The following is a 17,387-nucleotide window of genomic DNA, read 5'->3' as shown; positions in this document are numbered from 1 at the left end:
ACCCCCACAGGACAGGCGCCGCCGGGAACCCGGATCCCCGGCGGCGTCACCCTGCCAGAAAGGAACCGGCGATGTTCTCCCGGCCAAGAAAACTTCCGCACCTCGCCGCCGCCGCGCTGGCAGTGATCGCGACCGTCACCGCGGGCCCCACCTCGGCGACCGCCGCTCCCGGCAGTCCCGCGCTGACCCCGCCGATGGGCTGGAACAGCTGGAACAGCTTCGGGTGCGGCATCACCGAGGCCCAGGTGCGCCAGGCCGCCGACGCGATGGTGTCCTCCGGCATGCGGGACGCGGGCTACCAGTACGTCGTCGTCGACGACTGCTGGTTCGACCCGCAGCGCGACTCCGCCGGCAACCTGCGCTCGCACCCGACGAAGTTCCCGAGCGGCATGAAGGCGCTGGGCGACTACATCCACGCGCGCGGCCTGAAGTTCGGCATCTACCAGGTGCCGAACGAGAAGACGTGCGCGCAGGGCACCGGCGCCTTCCCCGGCGCGACCGGCAGCAAGGGCCACGAGGTGCAGGACGCGCGCACGTTCGCGTCGTGGGGCGTCGACTACCTGAAGTACGACTGGTGTTCCGGTGCGGGCACCAGGGACGAGCAGGTCGCCCGGTTCACGATCATGCGCGACGCCCTGCGCGCCACCGGCCGCCCGATCGTCTACAGCATCAACCCCAACAGCTTCCACCCCATCACCGGCGACAAGTACAACTGGGGCGAGGTCGCCGACCTGTGGCGCACGACAGAGGATCTGCTGGACATCTGGCAGAACAACAACGTCAACAGCTATCCGATGGGCGTGGGCAACGTCGTCGACGTCACCGCCCCGCTCGCCGTCCAGTCCGGCCCCGGCCACTGGAACGACCCGGACATGCTCGTCGTCGGACGACCGGGACTCTCCCTCACCGAGGCCCGTTCGCACTTCGCGCTGTGGTCGTTGATGGCCGCGCCGCTCATGGCGGGCAACGACATCCGCACGATGTCGGCCGACATCAGCGCGGTCCTGCGCAACCCGCGCCTGATCGCGGTGAACCAGGACAGCCTCGGCGCCGGCGGACGTCGCGTGCGCGATGACGGCGCCACCGAGGTGTTCGCCAAGCCGCTCGCGGACGGCTCGGTCGCCGTCGGCCTGTTCAACCGGGGCAGCGGCACCACCACAGTCTCCACCACGGCGGCCCAGATCGGTTTGTCCGGCACGAGCTTCACGCTGACCGACCTGTGGACCGGTGGCACCTCCACCACCTCGGGCGCGATCTCCGCTTCCGTTCCCGCCCACGGCGTCGCCGCCTACCGGGTGAGTGGCGGCAGCCCGATCGCGGCCACCACCGCACGGCTGCGCGGCGCGGCGTCCAACCGGTGCCTCGACCTCGAGAACTCCTCCACCGCCTCCGGTGCCAACACGGTGATCTGGGACTGCCACACCGCGGCGAGCCAGCAGTGGACCACGTGGCCGAACGGCGAGATCCGCGTCTTCGGCGACAAGTGCCTCGACGCCTACAACCAGGGCACCGCCAACGGCACGCGGGTCATCAGCTGGCAGTGCAACGGCCAGGCGAACCAGCGCTGGACCGTCGGCTCCGACGGGTCGATCCGCAACGCCAACGCCGGACTGTGCCTGGACGTGGAACGGTCGGGCACCGCCAACGGCTCGCGGATCGTGCTGTGGACCTGCAACGGCCAGAGCAACCAGAAGTGGGCGCGGTCATGAGGCGCGCACCGATCGCGGCGGCGCTGTCCGCCCTCACCCTCGTCGCGGGAGGACTCGCGGCGAGCACGGGTGCCCAGGCCGCTCCCGGCTGTTCGGTCACCTACACCAAGACCTCGGAGTGGCAGGGCGGTTTCGGCGCGTCCGTGTCCATCACGAACACCGGTGACGCGATCACCGGCTGGACGCTCGAGTGGACGTACGCCTCCGGCCAGCAGGTCGGCCAGCACTGGAACGCCGTGATCACCCAGAGCGGCAACGAGGTCAGTGCCCGCAACGCCGCCTACAACGGCTCGGTGCCCTCCGGTGGCAAGGTCGAGTTCGGGTTCAACGCCACGTACACCTCGGCGAACCCCGACCCGGTGTCGTTCCGCCTCAACGGCACGACGTGCAACGACACCGGCACCCCCACTACCACCACCACGACGACGACCACGACCAGCACCCCGAAGCCCGCGTCGTTCACGAACCCGGTGATGTGGCAGGACTTCGCGGACGGCGACATCATCCGCGTGGACGACACGTACTACTACTCGGCGTCGACCATGCACTACTCGCCCGGCGCACCGGTCCTGCGCTCCTACGACCTGGTGAACTGGGAGTACGCCGGGCATTCCGTGCCACGGCTGGACTTCGGCGCCAAGTACGACCTCAACGGCGGCAGGGGATACGTCCGGGGTATCTGGGCGTCGTTCCTGAACTACCGCAAGAGCAACAAGACGTACTACTGGGGCGGCTGCGTCGACTTCGCCCAGACCCACATCTACAGCGCCACGGCGGTGGACGGGCAGTGGTCCAAGCTGTCGACCATCAACAAGTGCTATTACGACGCGGGAATGCTGGTCGACGACAACGACACGATGTACGTCGCCTACGGCAACACCCAGATCAGCGTCGCGCAGCTCTCGCCGGACGGGAAGTCCGAGGTGCGCTCGCAGCAGGTGTTCCAGACCCCGTCGAACATCGGCACCCTGGAGGGCGCGCGTTTCTACAAGCGCAACGGCAGCTACTACATCTGGCTGACCAGGCCCGCGAACGGCCAGTACGTGCTCAAGTCGTCCAGCCCGTTCGGCCCCTACACCGTGCAGCAGGTGCTGCTGAACATGCCGTCACCGGTCCAGGGCGCGGGAGTGCCGCACCAGGGCGGTCTCGTGCAGACGCAGAACGGCGACTGGTACTATATGGCGTTCATCGACGCCTATCCCGGCGGCCGCATGCCGGTGCTCGCGCCGATCACCTGGACCTCCGACGGCTGGCCGCGCATCACCACCGTCAACGGCGGCTGGGGCGCGAGCTACCCGATGCCGAACCTGCCGCCGCCACCACGTCAGGTCAAACCGATGACCGGCGTGGACACCTTCGAGGGCACGAAACTCGGGCCGCAGTGGGAGTGGAACCACAACCCGGACACCACGAAGTACAGCGTCAACAACGGTTTGCGGCTGTCCACGGCGACCGTCACCAACGACCTGTACAACGCCCGCAACACGCTCACCCACCGCATCCAGGGCCCGAGCTCCACGGCCACCGTCGCGCTCGACGTGACGTCGATGCGCGACGGCGACCGCAGCGGCCTCGCGATGCTGCGGGACTCCTCGGCGTGGATCGGGATCAAGCGTGACAACGGCCGCAACCGCGTCGTGATGGTCAACGGCCTGACCATGGACGGCAACTGGAACACCACCGGCACCGGCACGGAGGTCGCGAGCGCGAACTTCACCGGCAGCCGGATCTGGTTGCGCGCCAACGCCGACATCCGTCCCGGCAGCGGGCGGCAGGCCCGGTTCTCCTACAGCACGGACGGGGTGACCTTCACGCCGCTCGGCACCGGGTTCACGCTCAAGAACGAATGGCAGTTCTTCATGGGCTACCGGTTCGGCATCTTCAACCACGCCACGCAGGCGCTCGGTGGCGCGGTCACGGTGTCGAGGTTCGAGCTCTCGACTCCCTAGGCGAGCTTCTCGAAGAAGAACTCGTGCTTGAGGAAAGACGTGCCGTACTCGGCTCCCACCTGGGGCGGGAGCAGCTGCGAGGCCTGGATGAGGCGCCAGCCGTCTCGCAGCGCGGCGACCCCGTCCGGGTAGGGAGGCTCGTCGGAGTCGCCGGTGGTGGGCTGGGAGTTTCCCGTGCCGTCGTAGCGGGACCAGCCCACCACGTGGGAGTCGAGGGCGGACGTGGAGAGGTAGAGGACCAGGACCTGCTGGCGGAGAGTCACGCGTGGCTCCTGTCTGCGGGACGGTTGGTGACGCGCGTGACCCAGTGCTCGACGTCGAACGACGGGTCGCCCGTCAGGGCCCGCCAGAGCAGCACGCGGTTGTAGATCTCCAGCCGGGCGGTGGCCTGCTCGTACCACGGGAAGTACCGGCTCAGCTCGGCGGCGACCGCGGGGTCGGCCATGTCGGCGGTGTCCCACAGGCGCACCTGCGGGGTCGTCGGGTTGAAGCGGATCTTGAACATGTACCGGGGCAGGTCGCTGTCGTTGCGGCGTCCGCCGTGCCAGATACCGTGGTGCAGCAGCAGAACCGTGCCCGCCGGGCAGACCAGCCTGGTCTGGCCGCGCAGGTTCTGGTAGCGGCCGGTGTCGCTCTCGTTGGTGCGGCGCAGGTGGCTGCCCGGCACGACGAGCGTGCCGCCCATGTCCGGACTCACCCGCTGCGGGTAGTACATCAGCTGGACGTCGAACGCGTCCGGCCGCACGTCGATGATCGCGTCCCCGTGCAACGGCTGGGCGTGGCCCTCGTGGGGTTCGCGCACGTGCACCGCGTGATGATCCACGTGAGGGTCGGGGCCGACGAGGGCCCGCAGGGCGCCGGCGACGGCGGGCAGCTCGACCAGGCGCCGGGGGAAGGAGCCTTCCGGGTAGGCGTTGGCGACCGGCGTGCCGTACGGCACGTCCGGCAGTCCTTTCGGGAGCAGGTCCAGCGCCTCCTGGTTCATCTCGTCCGGTACGACGGCGTCCATCCGCAGGTAGCCGTGCGAGACGAAACGCGCCAGCTGCACGGATGTGATGGTGGTTCGCATGGGACGAACGTAAGCGCGTGGTCCGTGCTTGGCGTGGGTTGAAATCACCCACTGCTGGTAGTTTTTCACCGTGCTGGAGGTCGTGCTTCCCTTGAGCGAGCCGCCTTTCGTGGCGGACATGGGCGTCGGGGTGCACGGGGTCACGACGCTCGAGGATGTCTTCCTGCTGCCCGACCTCTGGCAGTTGCACCTCTACGGCTACGAAGGCGCGGTCGAGGTGGGTGGCGTGGTCCACCGCATCGCTCCCGGCCGCGCGAGCCTGATCCCGCCAGGAGCCGAGGTGCGCTACCGGTACCGCGGCAGGTCCGAGCACCTCTACGCCCACCTGCGCCTCGACGGCACCGCGGAACGTCAGGTGGCACAGGTGATGCAGGACGTCGGGCCGAGCAGGCCGCTGATCACCGGGCTGATGCGAGGCGCTCTCGCCGCCGCACCCGCGCGGGCCGCGGCTCACCTGTGGACCGTGCTGTGGCAGCTGACGGACGCGGGTCCGGCGGGGCGGGACGTGGCCGATCCGGTCGCGGTGGCCGCCGCGCACATCGAGGCGAACCTGGCGACGTCGTTGTCGGTCGCGGAGGTGGCGAAGGTGGCCGGGGTGTCGCACAACCACCTGACGCGGTTGTTCCGCGCCCGCACCGGGTCCACGGTGGTGGCCTACATCCGGCGGCGCCGGGTGGAACGGGCCCGGCACCTGCTCACGGCTTCGACGCTGTCGGTCAGCGCCGTGGCGGCGGCGGTCGGCATCCCGGACCTGCAGGCGTTCAACAAGGTGTGCCGCCGCGAGCTGGGGCAGTCACCCCGTGCGGTGCGGTCGTTCACGCAACGGTGACGCCGTTCTCCCGCAGCGCCCGGCGGAACGCGCGCAGACCGTGGTGCATCCGGGACTTCACGGTGTCCTGCGGGACGTTCAGCGTCTCCGCTAGCTCGGCGACGGTCTCGCCGCGGTAGTACGCCCGCGTGATCACCTCGCGGTGTTCGCGCGTGAGTTGTGCGAGCGCGTCCGCGATGAGCCGGGCGGAGGCACTGCCGTGGTCGCGCTCCACAGTGGTCTCCTCCCGGGATCCGGACGCCGCTGCCGCACAGGCCGGGGCGCGTCGGCCGTGTGCGGCAGCGGTTCAGGCTGGATCAGGAATGAGCCCGATCAGCCGGTCTTGCAGGTCTTGCCGTTCACGGTGAACGCGGCAGGATCGGATCCGCTGCCGGAGGCGTTGAATCCGATGTAGACGGACTTGCCCGGTTCGACCTGGCCGTTCCACGGCATGTTGGTCGCGGTGACGTCGCGGCCGGTCTGGCTCCAGTTCGCCGACCACCCGGTGGTGACCTTCTGCGTGCCGGGGAAGGAGAACGCGAGCTTCCACCCGTTCCACGCCGTGGTGCCGGTGTTGGTGAGCGACACGTGCGCGGACAGGCCGGTCTGCCACTTGTTGGCGTCGTAGCGGACCTCGCAGTCCGGCTTCGTCACCGGCGTGCCGGACTTCTCCGCCGCCCAGCCAGACACCCAGGCGAGTGCCGAGTTCCAGTTGACCGCCACCTCGTTCACCGAGTAGGCGCCGATGTCGTCGACCCAGCACTTCTGCTGCGGGCAGCCGACGAGCACCCGCTGGGCCACGGGGTCCTGCAACGCGCTGTTCGGGCCGCCGGACAACGATCCGGGCGGCGCGATCGGCAGCGTGGCGTCGTTCTGGTGCGCCCAGAACCGGTGGTGGACGTTGCGCACGGCCTGGTCGCCGTAGCCCGCGACGTACGAGGTGCTGAGCGGGTTGCGGCCGAGCAGGTAGTGCAGCGCCTCGAACACGCCGTCGCGGTACTTGGCGGCACCGGTGAAGTCGTGTGCCAGCGCGAGCACCTGGGCGTTGTTCAGGACGGCGGAGTTCGAGCCCCAGACGTAGCCGTCGGTGCTGTTGTCGTACGGCGCCGCGTACCCCATTGCAGCCATGGCGGTCAGGTGCTGGTCCGCCACGGAGGCGAACGCGGACTTGATCGCCGCGATGTCCGCCGCCGGCAGGCCGTTCGGGGCCAGGGCGAGCGTGATGTCACCCAGCGGAGCCGTTCCACCCCAGAAGAAGCCGGCCCTGCTCAGGCTGGCCGCCTTGTAGTGCGGGGACGCGGTCACGTCGGTGCGGTACGCGGCCTCGCCGGTGGTCGCGTACAGCTCCGCGGCGGCCCAGTAGAACTCGTCGCTCACGGTCTTGTCGTCGTACGCGCCGCCGCCGACGTTGTCGTTGGGGTCGGCGAGCTTCGCGGGGTTGGCCTTGGCCGCCGTGTACGCCTTGCGCGCCGCCGCGAGCAGTTTCGCGGAGTACGTCGCGTCGATGCCGCGCCAGAGCCGGGACGCCTGCGCGGCCACCGCGGCCAGGTTCAGCGTCGCGGCGGTGCTGGTCGCCGACAGCCTGCGCACCTGGTCGTCCAGCTCCGGCCGGGTCGGCAGTGCCGTCCACGCCGCGTCGTGGATCTTGTGGTGCGCCATGCCGTCCGGTGCCTGCATCTTCAGCAGGAAGTCGACCTCCCAGCGTGCCTCGTCGAGCAGGTCCGGCACGCCGTTGGACTTCTCCGGGATGGCCATCGAGCCGTCGCGGAACGCCGACGCGTCACCGATCCTCGAGGCCCGCTCGTAGGAGTTGAGCAGCTGCCACGCCGCGATGCCGCCGTTGACCACGTACTTGCCGTGGTCGCCCGCGTCGTACCAGCCGCCGCGCACGTCGAGCGTGTAGCCGCAGGCCAGATCGGTGCGGCACGGCACGTTGTTGTCGCCCTGGTTCGGCGCGACGTTGACGTGGCCGGCCGGGCGTGCGTACTCCGCGCCCACGAACTGCGCGTCGATCGGGGTGCCGCTGCGCTGGTGGTAGAAGAACGCGAGCGAGTCGTAGCGCAGCTTCTTGATCGCGTCGGAGGAGATGTCGAACGGGAAGCTGCTGTCGGCACCGACGGACAACGTGTACCCGGTGCCCTGCGTGTCGAACGACGAGAAGTCGATCAGGTGCACCGAGTCGCCGGACGTCGCGTCCGCACCCTTCGGCGTGGTCTGACCCGTGGCCACGGTCGCACCGGCCGAGTTCTTCAGCGTCCACGTCTGCGGGGTGGTGGCGGTGGAGACGAGCGTGGCCCGCTTGGGCAGGCCGGGCACGTAGCCGACCAGGTCGACCTGAACCTTCCTGGTGGGGTTGGGGGTGATGCCGCCGGGCGGCTTCACGCCGCCGATCAGCGAGACGTTGTCGACGCAGATCGTGTTGGCGAACGACTGGCCGCCCAGCTGGAAGGCGAGCTGGCCGTTGCCCGCGTCCGGGAAGTCCAGAGTGGACGTGAAGGTGAAGGTGAAGCGCTGCTTCGCGGGCGTGAGCGCGAACTCCTGCCGGGCGATTCCCCGGTACGGGCTCACGCTTTCGCCGGCCGCGGCGGCGACGGTCTGCGCGGTGGTGGCGTGCGCGTCGAACGACAGGGTGTACGACTGCCCGCTCTCGAACGGCACGCCGTTCTGCCCGACGAGAGCGTCCCAGGGGTTGGTCGTGCCGCCGGTGACCGAGGCGCACAGCTCGCCACCGGTGACCCGGTTGGTCACGCCGGCGCTGCTCCACCAGGGATCGGCGGAGCCGTTCTCGAAGGTGCCGTTGAGCACGCGCTCGTAGTCCACGGCCAAGGCCGTGCCCACGGCGGGGAACGTGCTCGCGGCCAGTGCTGTCACCAGGGCGGCAGCGAGCAGGCGTGGGGGTTGCGTTCTCATGGTCGTGAGGTTCTCCGTCCTCGTCGACGGGATTTCTGGGAGCGCTCCCACATGACCGTAGGGTGAGCTGAACGGCGCCGACAAGCGCCGTTCAGCCGCTACCAGGACGGGGCACTCGGCTCAGCTCGCTGGTCCGAGCGCGGTAAAGCCCACTACGTCACCTGAACGACCGGGTGAACTCGCGTGGCGCGCAAGTTCGGGATGAAGGGCCCCTTCATCGACCCCTCGTGGATGAAGGAGCCCTTCATCGAGATCAACAAATCGGGGTTCGGGGTGGGGTCAGAGCCAGACGATTTGCCACTGCTGGTTCGTGGCACCGTTGGCAGGCCACTGGATCACCTTGGCGCCGTCGGTCTGGGAGCCGCCGTCGACGTCCGCGTACCACCCGGTGCGCACGTTGACGAGCTGCACGTACCCGCCGCCCGCGTCGACGACCTTCCACCACTGGTGGTCGCCGCCGGTGTCCGTCCACTGTTCGAGCTGGGCGCCCTGGGCGGAGCCGCCAGGGCTCGTGAGAACGCGGCCGCTGTGCCGGGCGACGAGCCGGGCCGAGCCGTCCGCGTTGGACGCGAGCTGCCACTGCTGGTTGGTGCTGCCCGACCACGTCCACTGGATCACCTTGGCGCCGTCACCGCTGCCCGCGCCGGTGACGTCGAGAACCTTGCCGCTGCGGCGGTTCACCAACCGGAACCAGCCGCTCTGCAAGGACACCGCGACATCGGTGCGCTGTCCGGCGACGAGAGTGAGTTGCCTGGCGTGTGAGCCGAGTGGTGACGGGGCGATCGGCGCTGTGGTGGACACGGACGTCATGCCGCGCCGGCTGATGAGGGTGACGGTCTGGTCGACGGCGGAGGTGATCGACACGGTGGCCGTGCGCGCGGACAGGTCCCAGCTGAGGCTGTGCACGCGGATGCGGCCGCGGGCGCGCATGCCGGTGATCGTGCCCTTGGTGAGCTGTCCCGGCAGAGCGGGCAGGAGTTCCAGCACGCCGGGCCGGGAGTAGAGCAGGGCCTCGCCGAGCACGCCGGGGATCGCGTTGGCGGCGTCGGCGTTGTAGATGTCCAGGTTGGGGTTGTGCGACGTCATCAGCGACTTGAAGACCATGTTGTTGCCGATGATCTTGCGCAGGTTGTCGTAGACCTTGCCGCCGTCCTTGAGCCGGGCGCCCGCCAGTGCGCGGTGCAGGCTGCCGTGGGCGGAGATGTTCTGGTCGCCGCGGACCTCCAGTGCCCGCAGCCCGGTGCGGACGAGGTCTGGGGTCTCCTCCGGGTTGATCTCGTGCAACGGCCACGCGCCGTAGAGTTGCTGGACGTGCCGGTGGTTGTACTGGTCGCTCAGGCTCGGCCACGACCACTCGGCGAGCGCGCCGTCGCTGTTGGTCCGGTAGGCGGGCATCTTGGCCAGCAACGCTTTCCAGCGCTGGACGCCGGCCTGGTCGACGCCCAGGGTGGTGGCGGCGAAGATCGCCGCCTGCAGCGCGTGCTTGCCCGCCATGATCTCGCCGGTGGCGTTGACGCTCAGGCCGACGCCGGTGTTGCCGGGCGCGTTCTCCACCGAGTAGCAGGGCACGAAGACGACCTTGCCGCTCGCGTCCGTGCGGGTCAGGAAGTCCTCGTAGAACAGGGCCAGCTCCATGAGCGCGGGCCCGAGCTTGTCGCGCAGGAACGCCTGGTCGCCGGTGACCTCGTAGTACTCGAGCAGCGGGTAGAGCAGCCAGTCGGCGCCGCCGGTCCAGCACTGGCCGGGGAAACCGCTGTCGAAGTGCAGCATGTGGCCGTACTCGCCGTCGGTGCGGGTCGGCGCGAGGAAACCGCGTGCCCCGTAGAGGTTTCGCGCGTTGGTGCGCCAGTGGTTCAGCTGGCCGAGGATCAGGGTGAAGTAGCCCTGCATCGCCTCGGTGGTGTCGAGGATGTTGCCGCCCGCCACCTGGAGGTTGACGTTGGCGTCGGTGGTGAAGTCGTCGGCCCAGGCACCGGACCAGGTGCCCGTCCAGATGCCGGTCAGGCGCGGTGGGAGGACACCGCTGGAGCTGATGAAGAGGTAGCGGCCGGAGTCGTAGAGACGTTCCAGCAACGCCAGGTCGATGACGCTCTTGTTGTTGTTCTGCCGTGCGATCAGCTCGCTGGTGGACAGCCTGCGGTCGGCGTCGGACACGTTCAGGTCCAGCCGCGAGCGGTCGTACATCTCGGTGTGGATCGCGGTGTGCCTGGCGAGCAGCGCCGCGTAGTCCGCGCTGATCGACGCCAACGCCGCGTGCAGCGGTTTGGCGTCCCAGGCCGCCGACTCGTAGCGGTCGAGTTTGGTGAGCAGCACCAGTCTGCTCGCTCCGGTCACGACGATCGTGGCGCCGTTCGCGGTGACCGTGCCGCCGGTGGGCACGACCCTGGTGACGCCCTCGTAGCCGAACGCGCCCTGCCCGGCCGGATAGGTGCCGCGCAGGTTCAGGTAGCCCGACCCGTTCGAGACCGTGGCCAGCGTGGCGTAGCCGACGCTCGACGGTGCTCCGTCCAGCGCGGTGCTCACGCTCAGCGTGACGTCGACCGTGCGGCCGGTCGCGGGCAGCAGTTCGTGGACGATCACCCTGTCGGCACGGGAGACGAACGCCCGTCTGGTCCAGGTGCCGTTGGTGTCCGTCCAGCTGGAGCTGACCTCGCCGGTGCGGAAGTCGGTGACCCTGCTGTAGTTTGCGAAGCTGGTGGTCGCCGTCGTGATCCGCAGCTCGTACGCCGGGTGGTAGGTCTGGGTCCAGCGCAGCGACCAGCCAGCGGCGAAGTCCCGGTTCGCACCGGCGTAGTCACCGGCGAGCGCCTTGTCCCGCACGGCGTTCAGGCGTCCGGCGAGCACCGGTGGCGTGACCGCACGCGTGCCGTTCGGCAGCACGAGCCGGTGGTAGTTGAAGATCACCTTCTCGCTCGCGGGCGCGCCGTGGAGCACCGCGCCGTACTCGCCGTTGCCGGTGAGGAAACCGTCCATCCAGGACGATGCCGGGCTGGTGTCGTGAATGCCGCGATCGGGCGGTGCCGCCTTCGCCGTGGTACCGGACAACGCCGCTCCTGCCGTGAGCGCGGTGGCGGCGAGGAAACGCCTGCGGTTGAGGTGCGTCACGAGAACTCCTACTCCTGGGCCTTGCCTCCGGTGACCCGGGACAACGCCAGCGCGATGAGGATGATCGTGCCGTTGAGCGCGCCGATCCACTGGGCGGGAACACCCGCGAGCGTCAGCACGTTCTGGATCAGGAACAGCAGCAGGATGCCGGTGAAGGCACCGAACATCGTTCCCTTGCCGCCGTTGAGACTGATGCCACCGATCACGGCGGCGGCGAACACGGTGAAGATGTAACCGTTGCCCTGCGCCGAGGCGACCGAGGCGAGGCGCCCGGAGAGCAGCAAACCGCTGAGCGCCGCGAGCAGGCTCGCCGTCACGATCACGATCCACAGCACCCGATCCGTGCGGATGCCCGCGGCCTTCGCCGCGTCGACGTTGCCGCCGATCGCGTAGAGGGACCGGCCGAAACTCGTGAACCCGAGCACCACGATGCCCGCGGCGAACAGGATCAGGCACAGCCAGACCGACGCCGGCATGCCGAGCCACTGCGTCGTGCCGAGGTAGAGCATGGACGCGGGCAGCCGGAAGAACGTCTGGCCGCCCGAGATGCCGGTGAGGATGCCGCGCAGCACGATCAGCATGCCGAGCGTGACGATGAAACCGTTGAGCCCGAACCGGATGATGAACAACGCGTTGATCACGCCGATCACCACGCCGACCGCCAGCGTGATCGGCACCGACCAGCCGCCCGGCAGCAGCCCGAGCCCGTGCCCGGCGCCGACGGGGACGGTGAGCCAGGCGGCGACACCGGGTGCGAGGCCGACCGTGGACTCCAGTGACAGGTCCATCTTCTTGACGATCAGCACCAGGGTCTGCGCCAGGACCAGGATCGCGATCTCGGACATGGTCTGCAGGACGTTCACGAGGTTGTCGCCGCGCAGGAAGACCGGGCTGACCAGCTGGCCGACGATCGCGATCACGATGATCGCGGGGATCAGGGCGAGGTCGCGCAGCCGGGCGATGGCGATCTTCCGGCTGGTGGGGGCGGGGGCGGCAGTGGTGACTGCGGTTTGGGTGTCAGTCATCGAGCTCGACTCCTTCCATCGCGGCCACCAGCCGGTGGTCGTGCCACCCGCGCGGCATCTCGGCGACCACGCGTCCCCCGAACACCACGAGAACCCGATCGCACAGCCGCAGGTCGTCGAGCTCGTCGGAGGCGATGACCACACCGGCACCGGACTCGGCGACCTCTTCCACCTTGCCGAGGAGGAACTCCTTGGACCGCACGTCGACACCGGCGGTCGGGTTGATCAGCACCAGCAGCTTCGGGTTGTTCGCCAGTGCGCGGGCCATCACGACCTTCTGCTGGTTGCCGCCGGAGAGGCCGGACACCGGCAGTTCCGGTCCCGGTGTCTTGATCGCGAGCTTGCCGATCATGTCGCGGGCGAAGCCGTCCCGGCGGCGCCCGTCGATGAAACCCGCTCTGCCCAGGCGATCCGGGATGGTCAGGGTTCCGTTGTCCGCGATGGACATCTGCGCGACGTAACCCTGGTGGTGGCGGTCCTGCGGGACGAAGCCGACGCCCGCCCTCAGCGCCGCGGGCACGCTGCCGGGACGCGGGCGGGTGCCCGCGATCTCCAGTGAGCCGGTGGCAGGGGCGCGCAGGCCCGCGATCGTCTCGGCGATCTCGATCCGGCCGCTGCTCGCCGCGCCCGCCAGTCCGACGATCTCACCCGCGCGGACCTGGAACGACACGTCCTCGTACGCGCCGGGCAGCGCCGCGTCCGTCATCTCCAGCACCGGGGCGGCGTGCTCGGCTGGAGTGCGGCGGCCCGTGCCGGTTTCCGTCGCCGCCTCACCGGTCATCGCCGCCACCAGGTCGGCGCGGGGGAGCGAGTCGACGGCGGCGGTCAGCACGTGCCGGGCGTCGCGGAACACGGTCACGACGTCGCAGATCTCGTAGACCTCCTGCAGGTGGTGGCTGATGAACAGGAACGTGACGCCCTGTCGCTGGAGCTCGGTGATGCGGCTGAAGAGCCTCGCGATGGCGGCGGCGTCGAGCTGGGCGGTCGGCTCGTCGAGGATGATGAAGCGGGCGCCGAACGAGAGCGCTCTCGCGATCTCCACGAACTGGCGCTGCTCGACGTCCAGCTCGCCGGCGGGCAGCCGCACGTCCACGTCGACCGACCAGGTGTCGAGCAGCTCGCGTGCCTTGGTCCGCACCGTCCTCCAGCTGATCAGGCCGCTGCGACCGTGGTCGTGCCGGTTGAGGAACAGGTTCTCGGCGACCGTCAGCTCCGGCAGGATGGTGGACTTCTGGTAGACGCACGCGACCCGTTGCCGCCACGCGTCGCGGTCGGTGAGCCGGGGAGCGGGCTCACCACCGAACGTGATGGTGCCCTCGTCCGGTGCCTGCAGTCCCGTGAGGACGGACACCAGGGTCGACTTGCCTGCCCCGTTGCGTCCCACCAGCGCGTGGGTCTGTCCCTGCTCGATGGTGATGGCGGCGTCGTGCAGGGCCACGGTCGACCCGTACCGCTTCGTCACTCCCGTCGCCTCGACGACGGGCGGCGCTGCGACCATGTCGCCTCCTGCTCACTGGAGTTTGTTGCCCCACAGGGACTTGTCGTCGTGCTTGAGGCTGGGCACACCGTCGTACGTGCCGCCGTCGGAGGTCACCAGGGGAGCGGAGAGCTGGTCCTCCAGCAGCCCGTCGCGGACCTGGACGATCGTGCTGTCGTGGTCGGTCTTGCCTGGCTTGAACGACTCGCCGTTGATCGCGGCCTTCAGGTACTGCAGGGCGTACTTGGCGTAGAGGTCGGCCGGCTGCGAGACGGTGGCGTCGACGTGACCCTCCGCGATGTTCTTGAGCTCCTCGGGAATGCCGTCGTTGGAGACGATGAAGACGTGCTTGGGGTCCGACGGCGCGACGAGCAGGTCCTTCTGCTTGAGCACCTGCAGGGTGCCGGAGAGGGCGAAGCTCGACTGCATGTAGACGCCCTTGATGTCGGGGTTGGCGGTGAGGTCGGTCTGCAGCTTCTGCGCCGCCACCGCGCCGTCCCAGTTCGTGGCCTCGCCGAGCACGGTGATGCCGGGGTAGTTGGCCTTCATGCAGTCGTTGAACGCCTCGGTCCGGTCCCTGCCGTTGATCGACGCGAGATCGCCCTGCAGCATCACGACCTTGCCCTTGCCGGCGAGCTTCGCGCCGAGGAACCGGCACGCCTTCTCGCCGTAGGCCCGGTTGTCCGCGCGGACGACCATGAACACGTCACCGCTGTCGGGCCGGGTGTCGACCGTGACGACCGGGATCTTCTTGGCCGCCAGCTGTTCCAGCGCGGGTGCGATGGCCGCGGTGTCCTGAGGCGCCATCGCGACGCCCTTGACGCCCTGGCTGATGAACGTCTGGACGTTGGCGGTGAGCTTGGCGACGTCGTTCTGCGAGTTGGTGGTCTTGAGCTCCAGCCCGAGCTCCTTGGCGGACTCCGGGGTGTACTTGATGTAGGAGTTCCAGAAGTCGGTGTCGGACCGCGGGTAGTCGACGCCGACCACCGGCCCGCCGCCCCCGCCGGAACCCGAAGTGCCGCAAGCGCTGAGGACGACGGCGAGAACGATGCCCAGACAGGTGCGAGAACTGGTGTTCACAGCGGATCTCCTAACGGGTGGCGGGATCGGGTGTGAGGTTCCAGACGGGCCCGTCGGGGAAGCGGTGGGCGGCGACGGACATGGGGTGCAGCTCGGCGCTGATGCCGGGAGCCGTCGGTGCGAGGTAATGTCCGTCGTGGACGTGCACCGGGTCGGTGAAGTGCTCGTGCAGGTGGTCGACGTACTCGATGAAGCGGTTCTCGGTGGTGCCGCTGACGGCCACGTAGTCGAACATCGCCAGGTGCTGGACCATCTCGCACAGCCCGACCCCGCCCGCGTGCGGGCAGACCGGGACGCCGAACTTGGCCGCCAGCAACAGGATGGCGACGTTCTCGGTGACGCCCGCGGTGCGGCACGCGTCGAGCTGCAGGACGTCGATCGCCTCCAGCTGCAGCAGTTGCTTGAACATCACCTGGTTGTGGGTGTGTTCGCCGGTGGCGACCTTCACCGGCGCCACGGCCCTGCGGATCGCGGCGTGGCCGAGCACGTCGTCGGGTGAGGTCGGCTCCTCGATCCAGTACGGGTCGTACGGTGCGAGCTTCGCCATCCAGTCGATGGCCTGCCGCACACCCCACGCCTGGTTGGCGTCGACGGCGATCCTGATCCCCGGCCCGACCGCCTCGCGGGCCAGCCGCAGGCGGCGCATGTCGTCGAGGGCGTCGGCACCGACCTTCAGCTTGATCAGGCTGAACCCGTCGGCGACGGCCTGCCGCGACAGCCGCACGAGCTTCTCGTCGTCGTAACCGAGCCAGCCGGGAGTTGTCGTGTACGCGGGATAACCGTGGTGCAGCAGGTGGGTGGTACGTGCGGCGCGACCGGGTTCGGCGCGGCGGAGGATGGCGAGCGCCTCCTCACGGGTGAGGGCGTCGTTCAGGTAGCGGAAGTCGACGAGGTCGACCAGCTGCTCCGGCGTCATCTCGGACAGCAGCTGCCAGACCGGTTTTCCTTCCCTGCGCCCGTAGAGGTCCCACATCGCGTTGACGATCGCGGCCGCCGCCATGTGCACGGCACCCTTCTCGGGGCCGAGCCACCGCAGCTGGCTGTCGCCGGTGAGCCGGCGCGAGAAGGCGCCGAGGTCGTCCAGGACCTCGTGCACGGCCAGCCCGGTCGCCAGTGGAGCCAGCGCGCGCACGGCGGCGACCTGGACGTCGTTGCCGCGCCCCACGGTGAACGCGAGCCCGTGGCCTCGCGCGCCTTCGCTCGTGCGGATGGTCACGTACGCGGCCGAGTAGTCGGGCTCGGGGTTCAGCGCGTCGGAGCCGTCCAGCTCGCGGGAGGTCGGAAACCGCACGTCCACCGCCTCGACCGCGGTGATCAGCTCGGTCCGTGGCATCGCAGACCCCCTCGTCGCGTGTCAGCCGTGTGTCCGCGGTGCAACGATCAGTAACCGGACATGGGATGGATTTATAGGCCACGAACGGGTGGGTGTCCAGAGTCGACGTGCGCCGCAGGACCGAAAAATCCAGCTAGGAAGGGAAAAGTGCGTCACGTGACGAAGTGGGGCGACATCCCATGTCTTGGGTAGAGGTGGGATGTGTTGCTACCCTCCTGCGGTGTCACTGACCGACAAGGCGATCGACCGCATCAGGGACCTGATCGGGTCGGGTGAGCTGCCGCCGGGGTCCAAGCTCCCGCCGGAGCAGCAGCTGGCGGCCGAACTGGGCCTGTCCCGCAACCTCATGCGCGAGGCGGTCAAGGCGCTCGTGGTGGCCCGCGTCCTGGAGATCCGGCGCGGCGACGGCACGTACGTGACGAGCCTCGAACCGGAGGTGCTGCTCGGCGGCATCTCCTCCGCGGTGGAACTGCTGCGCGGCGACACGTTGCTCGAGCTCACGGAGGTGCGCAGGCTGTTCGAGCCGATCGCGACCGGGCTCGCCGCCACCCGCATCTCGGCCCGCGAGCTGCTGGAGGTCGAACGGCACCTCGACGCGATGCGCGCGGCCCGCGACGACGTCGAGCTGCTCAACGCCCACGACGCCGCGTTCCACCGCGCGGTCGTCGCGGCCACCGGCAACGCCACGCTCACCACCCTGCTGGAGGGCATCTCCAGCCGCACTGTCCGGGGCAGGGTGTGGCGCGGGCTGGTCGACGACAACGCGGCGAGCCGCACGCTCGCCGAGCACGAGGCGATCTACCAGGCGCTGGTGGACAAGGACGCCGCGCTGGCGCAGGCCGCGGCCCTCGTGCACGTCAACACCACGGAACGGTGGCTGCGCGAGCACGTGGGGCGCGACGAAATCCGCTGACAGCACTGG

Annotated in this window: 13 protein-coding genes; 4 read left to right on the top strand and 9 right to left on the bottom strand. The window is 69.3% G+C overall.

The window, feature by feature from the left end; genetic code table 11:
- The first annotated feature begins 71 nt into the window (after positions 1–71).
- The gene (locus IEZ09_RS26670) at positions 72–1,709 is read left to right on the top strand and encodes a glycoside hydrolase family 27 protein (RefSeq protein WP_189256506.1); all 1,638 of its coding nucleotides are present in this window, start codon (positions 72–74) and stop codon (positions 1,707–1,709) included.
- Positions 1,706–3,658, top strand: a complete 1,953-nt coding sequence (locus tag IEZ09_RS26665) for a family 43 glycosylhydrolase (RefSeq protein ID WP_189256505.1) — start codon at positions 1,706–1,708, stop codon at positions 3,656–3,658. The genes IEZ09_RS26670 and IEZ09_RS26665 overlap by 4 nt, the downstream gene beginning before the upstream one ends.
- On the opposite strand, the gene IEZ09_RS26660 is transcribed toward IEZ09_RS26665, so the two are convergent.
- Positions 3,655–3,921, bottom strand: coding sequence for a hypothetical protein (locus IEZ09_RS26660; RefSeq protein WP_189256504.1), 267 nt, complete (start codon positions 3,919–3,921; stop codon positions 3,655–3,657). The two genes, IEZ09_RS26665 and IEZ09_RS26660, sit on opposite strands and share 4 nt — an antisense overlap.
- Positions 3,918–4,727: a phytanoyl-CoA dioxygenase family protein gene (locus IEZ09_RS26655; protein WP_189256503.1), complete on the bottom strand. Its 810-nt coding sequence runs from the start codon at positions 4,725–4,727 to the stop codon at positions 3,918–3,920. Before IEZ09_RS26655 ends, IEZ09_RS26660 begins: the two co-directional genes overlap by 4 nt.
- A 70-nt stretch (positions 4,728–4,797) precedes the next feature.
- Here IEZ09_RS26655 and IEZ09_RS26650 point away from each other — a divergent pair, with 70 nt between their 5' ends.
- Positions 4,798–5,556 carry an AraC family transcriptional regulator gene (locus tag IEZ09_RS26650; RefSeq protein ID WP_229812981.1) on the top strand — a complete coding sequence of 253 codons (759 nt, stop codon included), beginning with the start codon at positions 4,798–4,800 and terminating at the stop codon, positions 5,554–5,556.
- Here IEZ09_RS26650 and IEZ09_RS26645 read toward each other — a convergent pair.
- From IEZ09_RS26645 to IEZ09_RS26615, 7 genes are all read right to left on the bottom strand, one after another.
- Positions 5,543–5,770, bottom strand: a complete 228-nt coding sequence (locus tag IEZ09_RS26645) for a sigma factor-like helix-turn-helix DNA-binding protein (RefSeq protein ID WP_189256502.1) — start codon at positions 5,768–5,770, stop codon at positions 5,543–5,545. The genes IEZ09_RS26650 and IEZ09_RS26645 overlap by 14 nt on opposite strands.
- A gap of 98 nt (positions 5,771–5,868) precedes the next feature.
- Positions 5,869–8,445 (bottom strand): glycoside hydrolase family 9 protein, encoded by a 2,577-nt coding sequence (locus tag IEZ09_RS26640; RefSeq protein ID WP_189256501.1) that lies wholly within the window; start codon positions 8,443–8,445, stop codon positions 5,869–5,871.
- 279 nt (positions 8,446–8,724) lie between these two features.
- Positions 8,725–11,550, bottom strand: a complete 2,826-nt coding sequence (locus IEZ09_RS26635) for a glycosyl hydrolase family 95 catalytic domain-containing protein (RefSeq protein ID WP_189256500.1) — start codon at positions 11,548–11,550, stop codon at positions 8,725–8,727.
- An 8-nt stretch (positions 11,551–11,558) separates the two neighbouring features.
- Positions 11,559–12,575 carry an ABC transporter permease gene (locus IEZ09_RS26630; protein WP_189256499.1) on the bottom strand — a complete coding sequence of 339 codons (1,017 nt, stop codon included), beginning with the start codon at positions 12,573–12,575 and terminating at the stop codon, positions 11,559–11,561.
- Entirely contained in the window at positions 12,568–14,073 is a 1,506-nt protein-coding gene (locus tag IEZ09_RS26625; RefSeq protein ID WP_189256498.1) for a sugar ABC transporter ATP-binding protein, read from the bottom strand. The genes IEZ09_RS26630 and IEZ09_RS26625 overlap by 8 nt, the downstream gene beginning before the upstream one ends.
- 12 nt (positions 14,074–14,085) lie before the next feature.
- The gene (locus IEZ09_RS26620; RefSeq protein WP_189256497.1) at positions 14,086–15,132 is read right to left on the bottom strand and encodes a sugar ABC transporter substrate-binding protein; all 1,047 of its coding nucleotides are present in this window, start codon (positions 15,130–15,132) and stop codon (positions 14,086–14,088) included.
- 10 nt (positions 15,133–15,142) lie between these two features.
- Positions 15,143–16,465: an enolase C-terminal domain-like protein gene (locus IEZ09_RS26615; RefSeq protein ID WP_189256496.1), complete on the bottom strand. Its 1,323-nt coding sequence runs from the start codon at positions 16,463–16,465 to the stop codon at positions 15,143–15,145.
- A 220-nt stretch (positions 16,466–16,685) separates the two neighbouring features.
- Here IEZ09_RS26615 and IEZ09_RS26610 point away from each other — a divergent pair, with 220 nt between their 5' ends.
- Positions 16,686–17,378 carry a FadR/GntR family transcriptional regulator gene (locus IEZ09_RS26610; RefSeq protein ID WP_189256495.1) on the top strand — a complete coding sequence of 231 codons (693 nt, stop codon included), beginning with the start codon at positions 16,686–16,688 and terminating at the stop codon, positions 17,376–17,378.
- Positions 17,379–17,387: the final 9 nt, after the last annotated feature.

This window comes from Lentzea flava (genome assembly GCF_014648475.1).
In the GTDB taxonomy this organism is placed as follows: domain Bacteria; phylum Actinomycetota; class Actinomycetes; order Mycobacteriales; family Pseudonocardiaceae; genus Lentzea; species Lentzea flava.
Note: the sequence above shows the minus strand (reverse complement) of the source record. Positions and strands in the feature narration are given on the sequence as shown.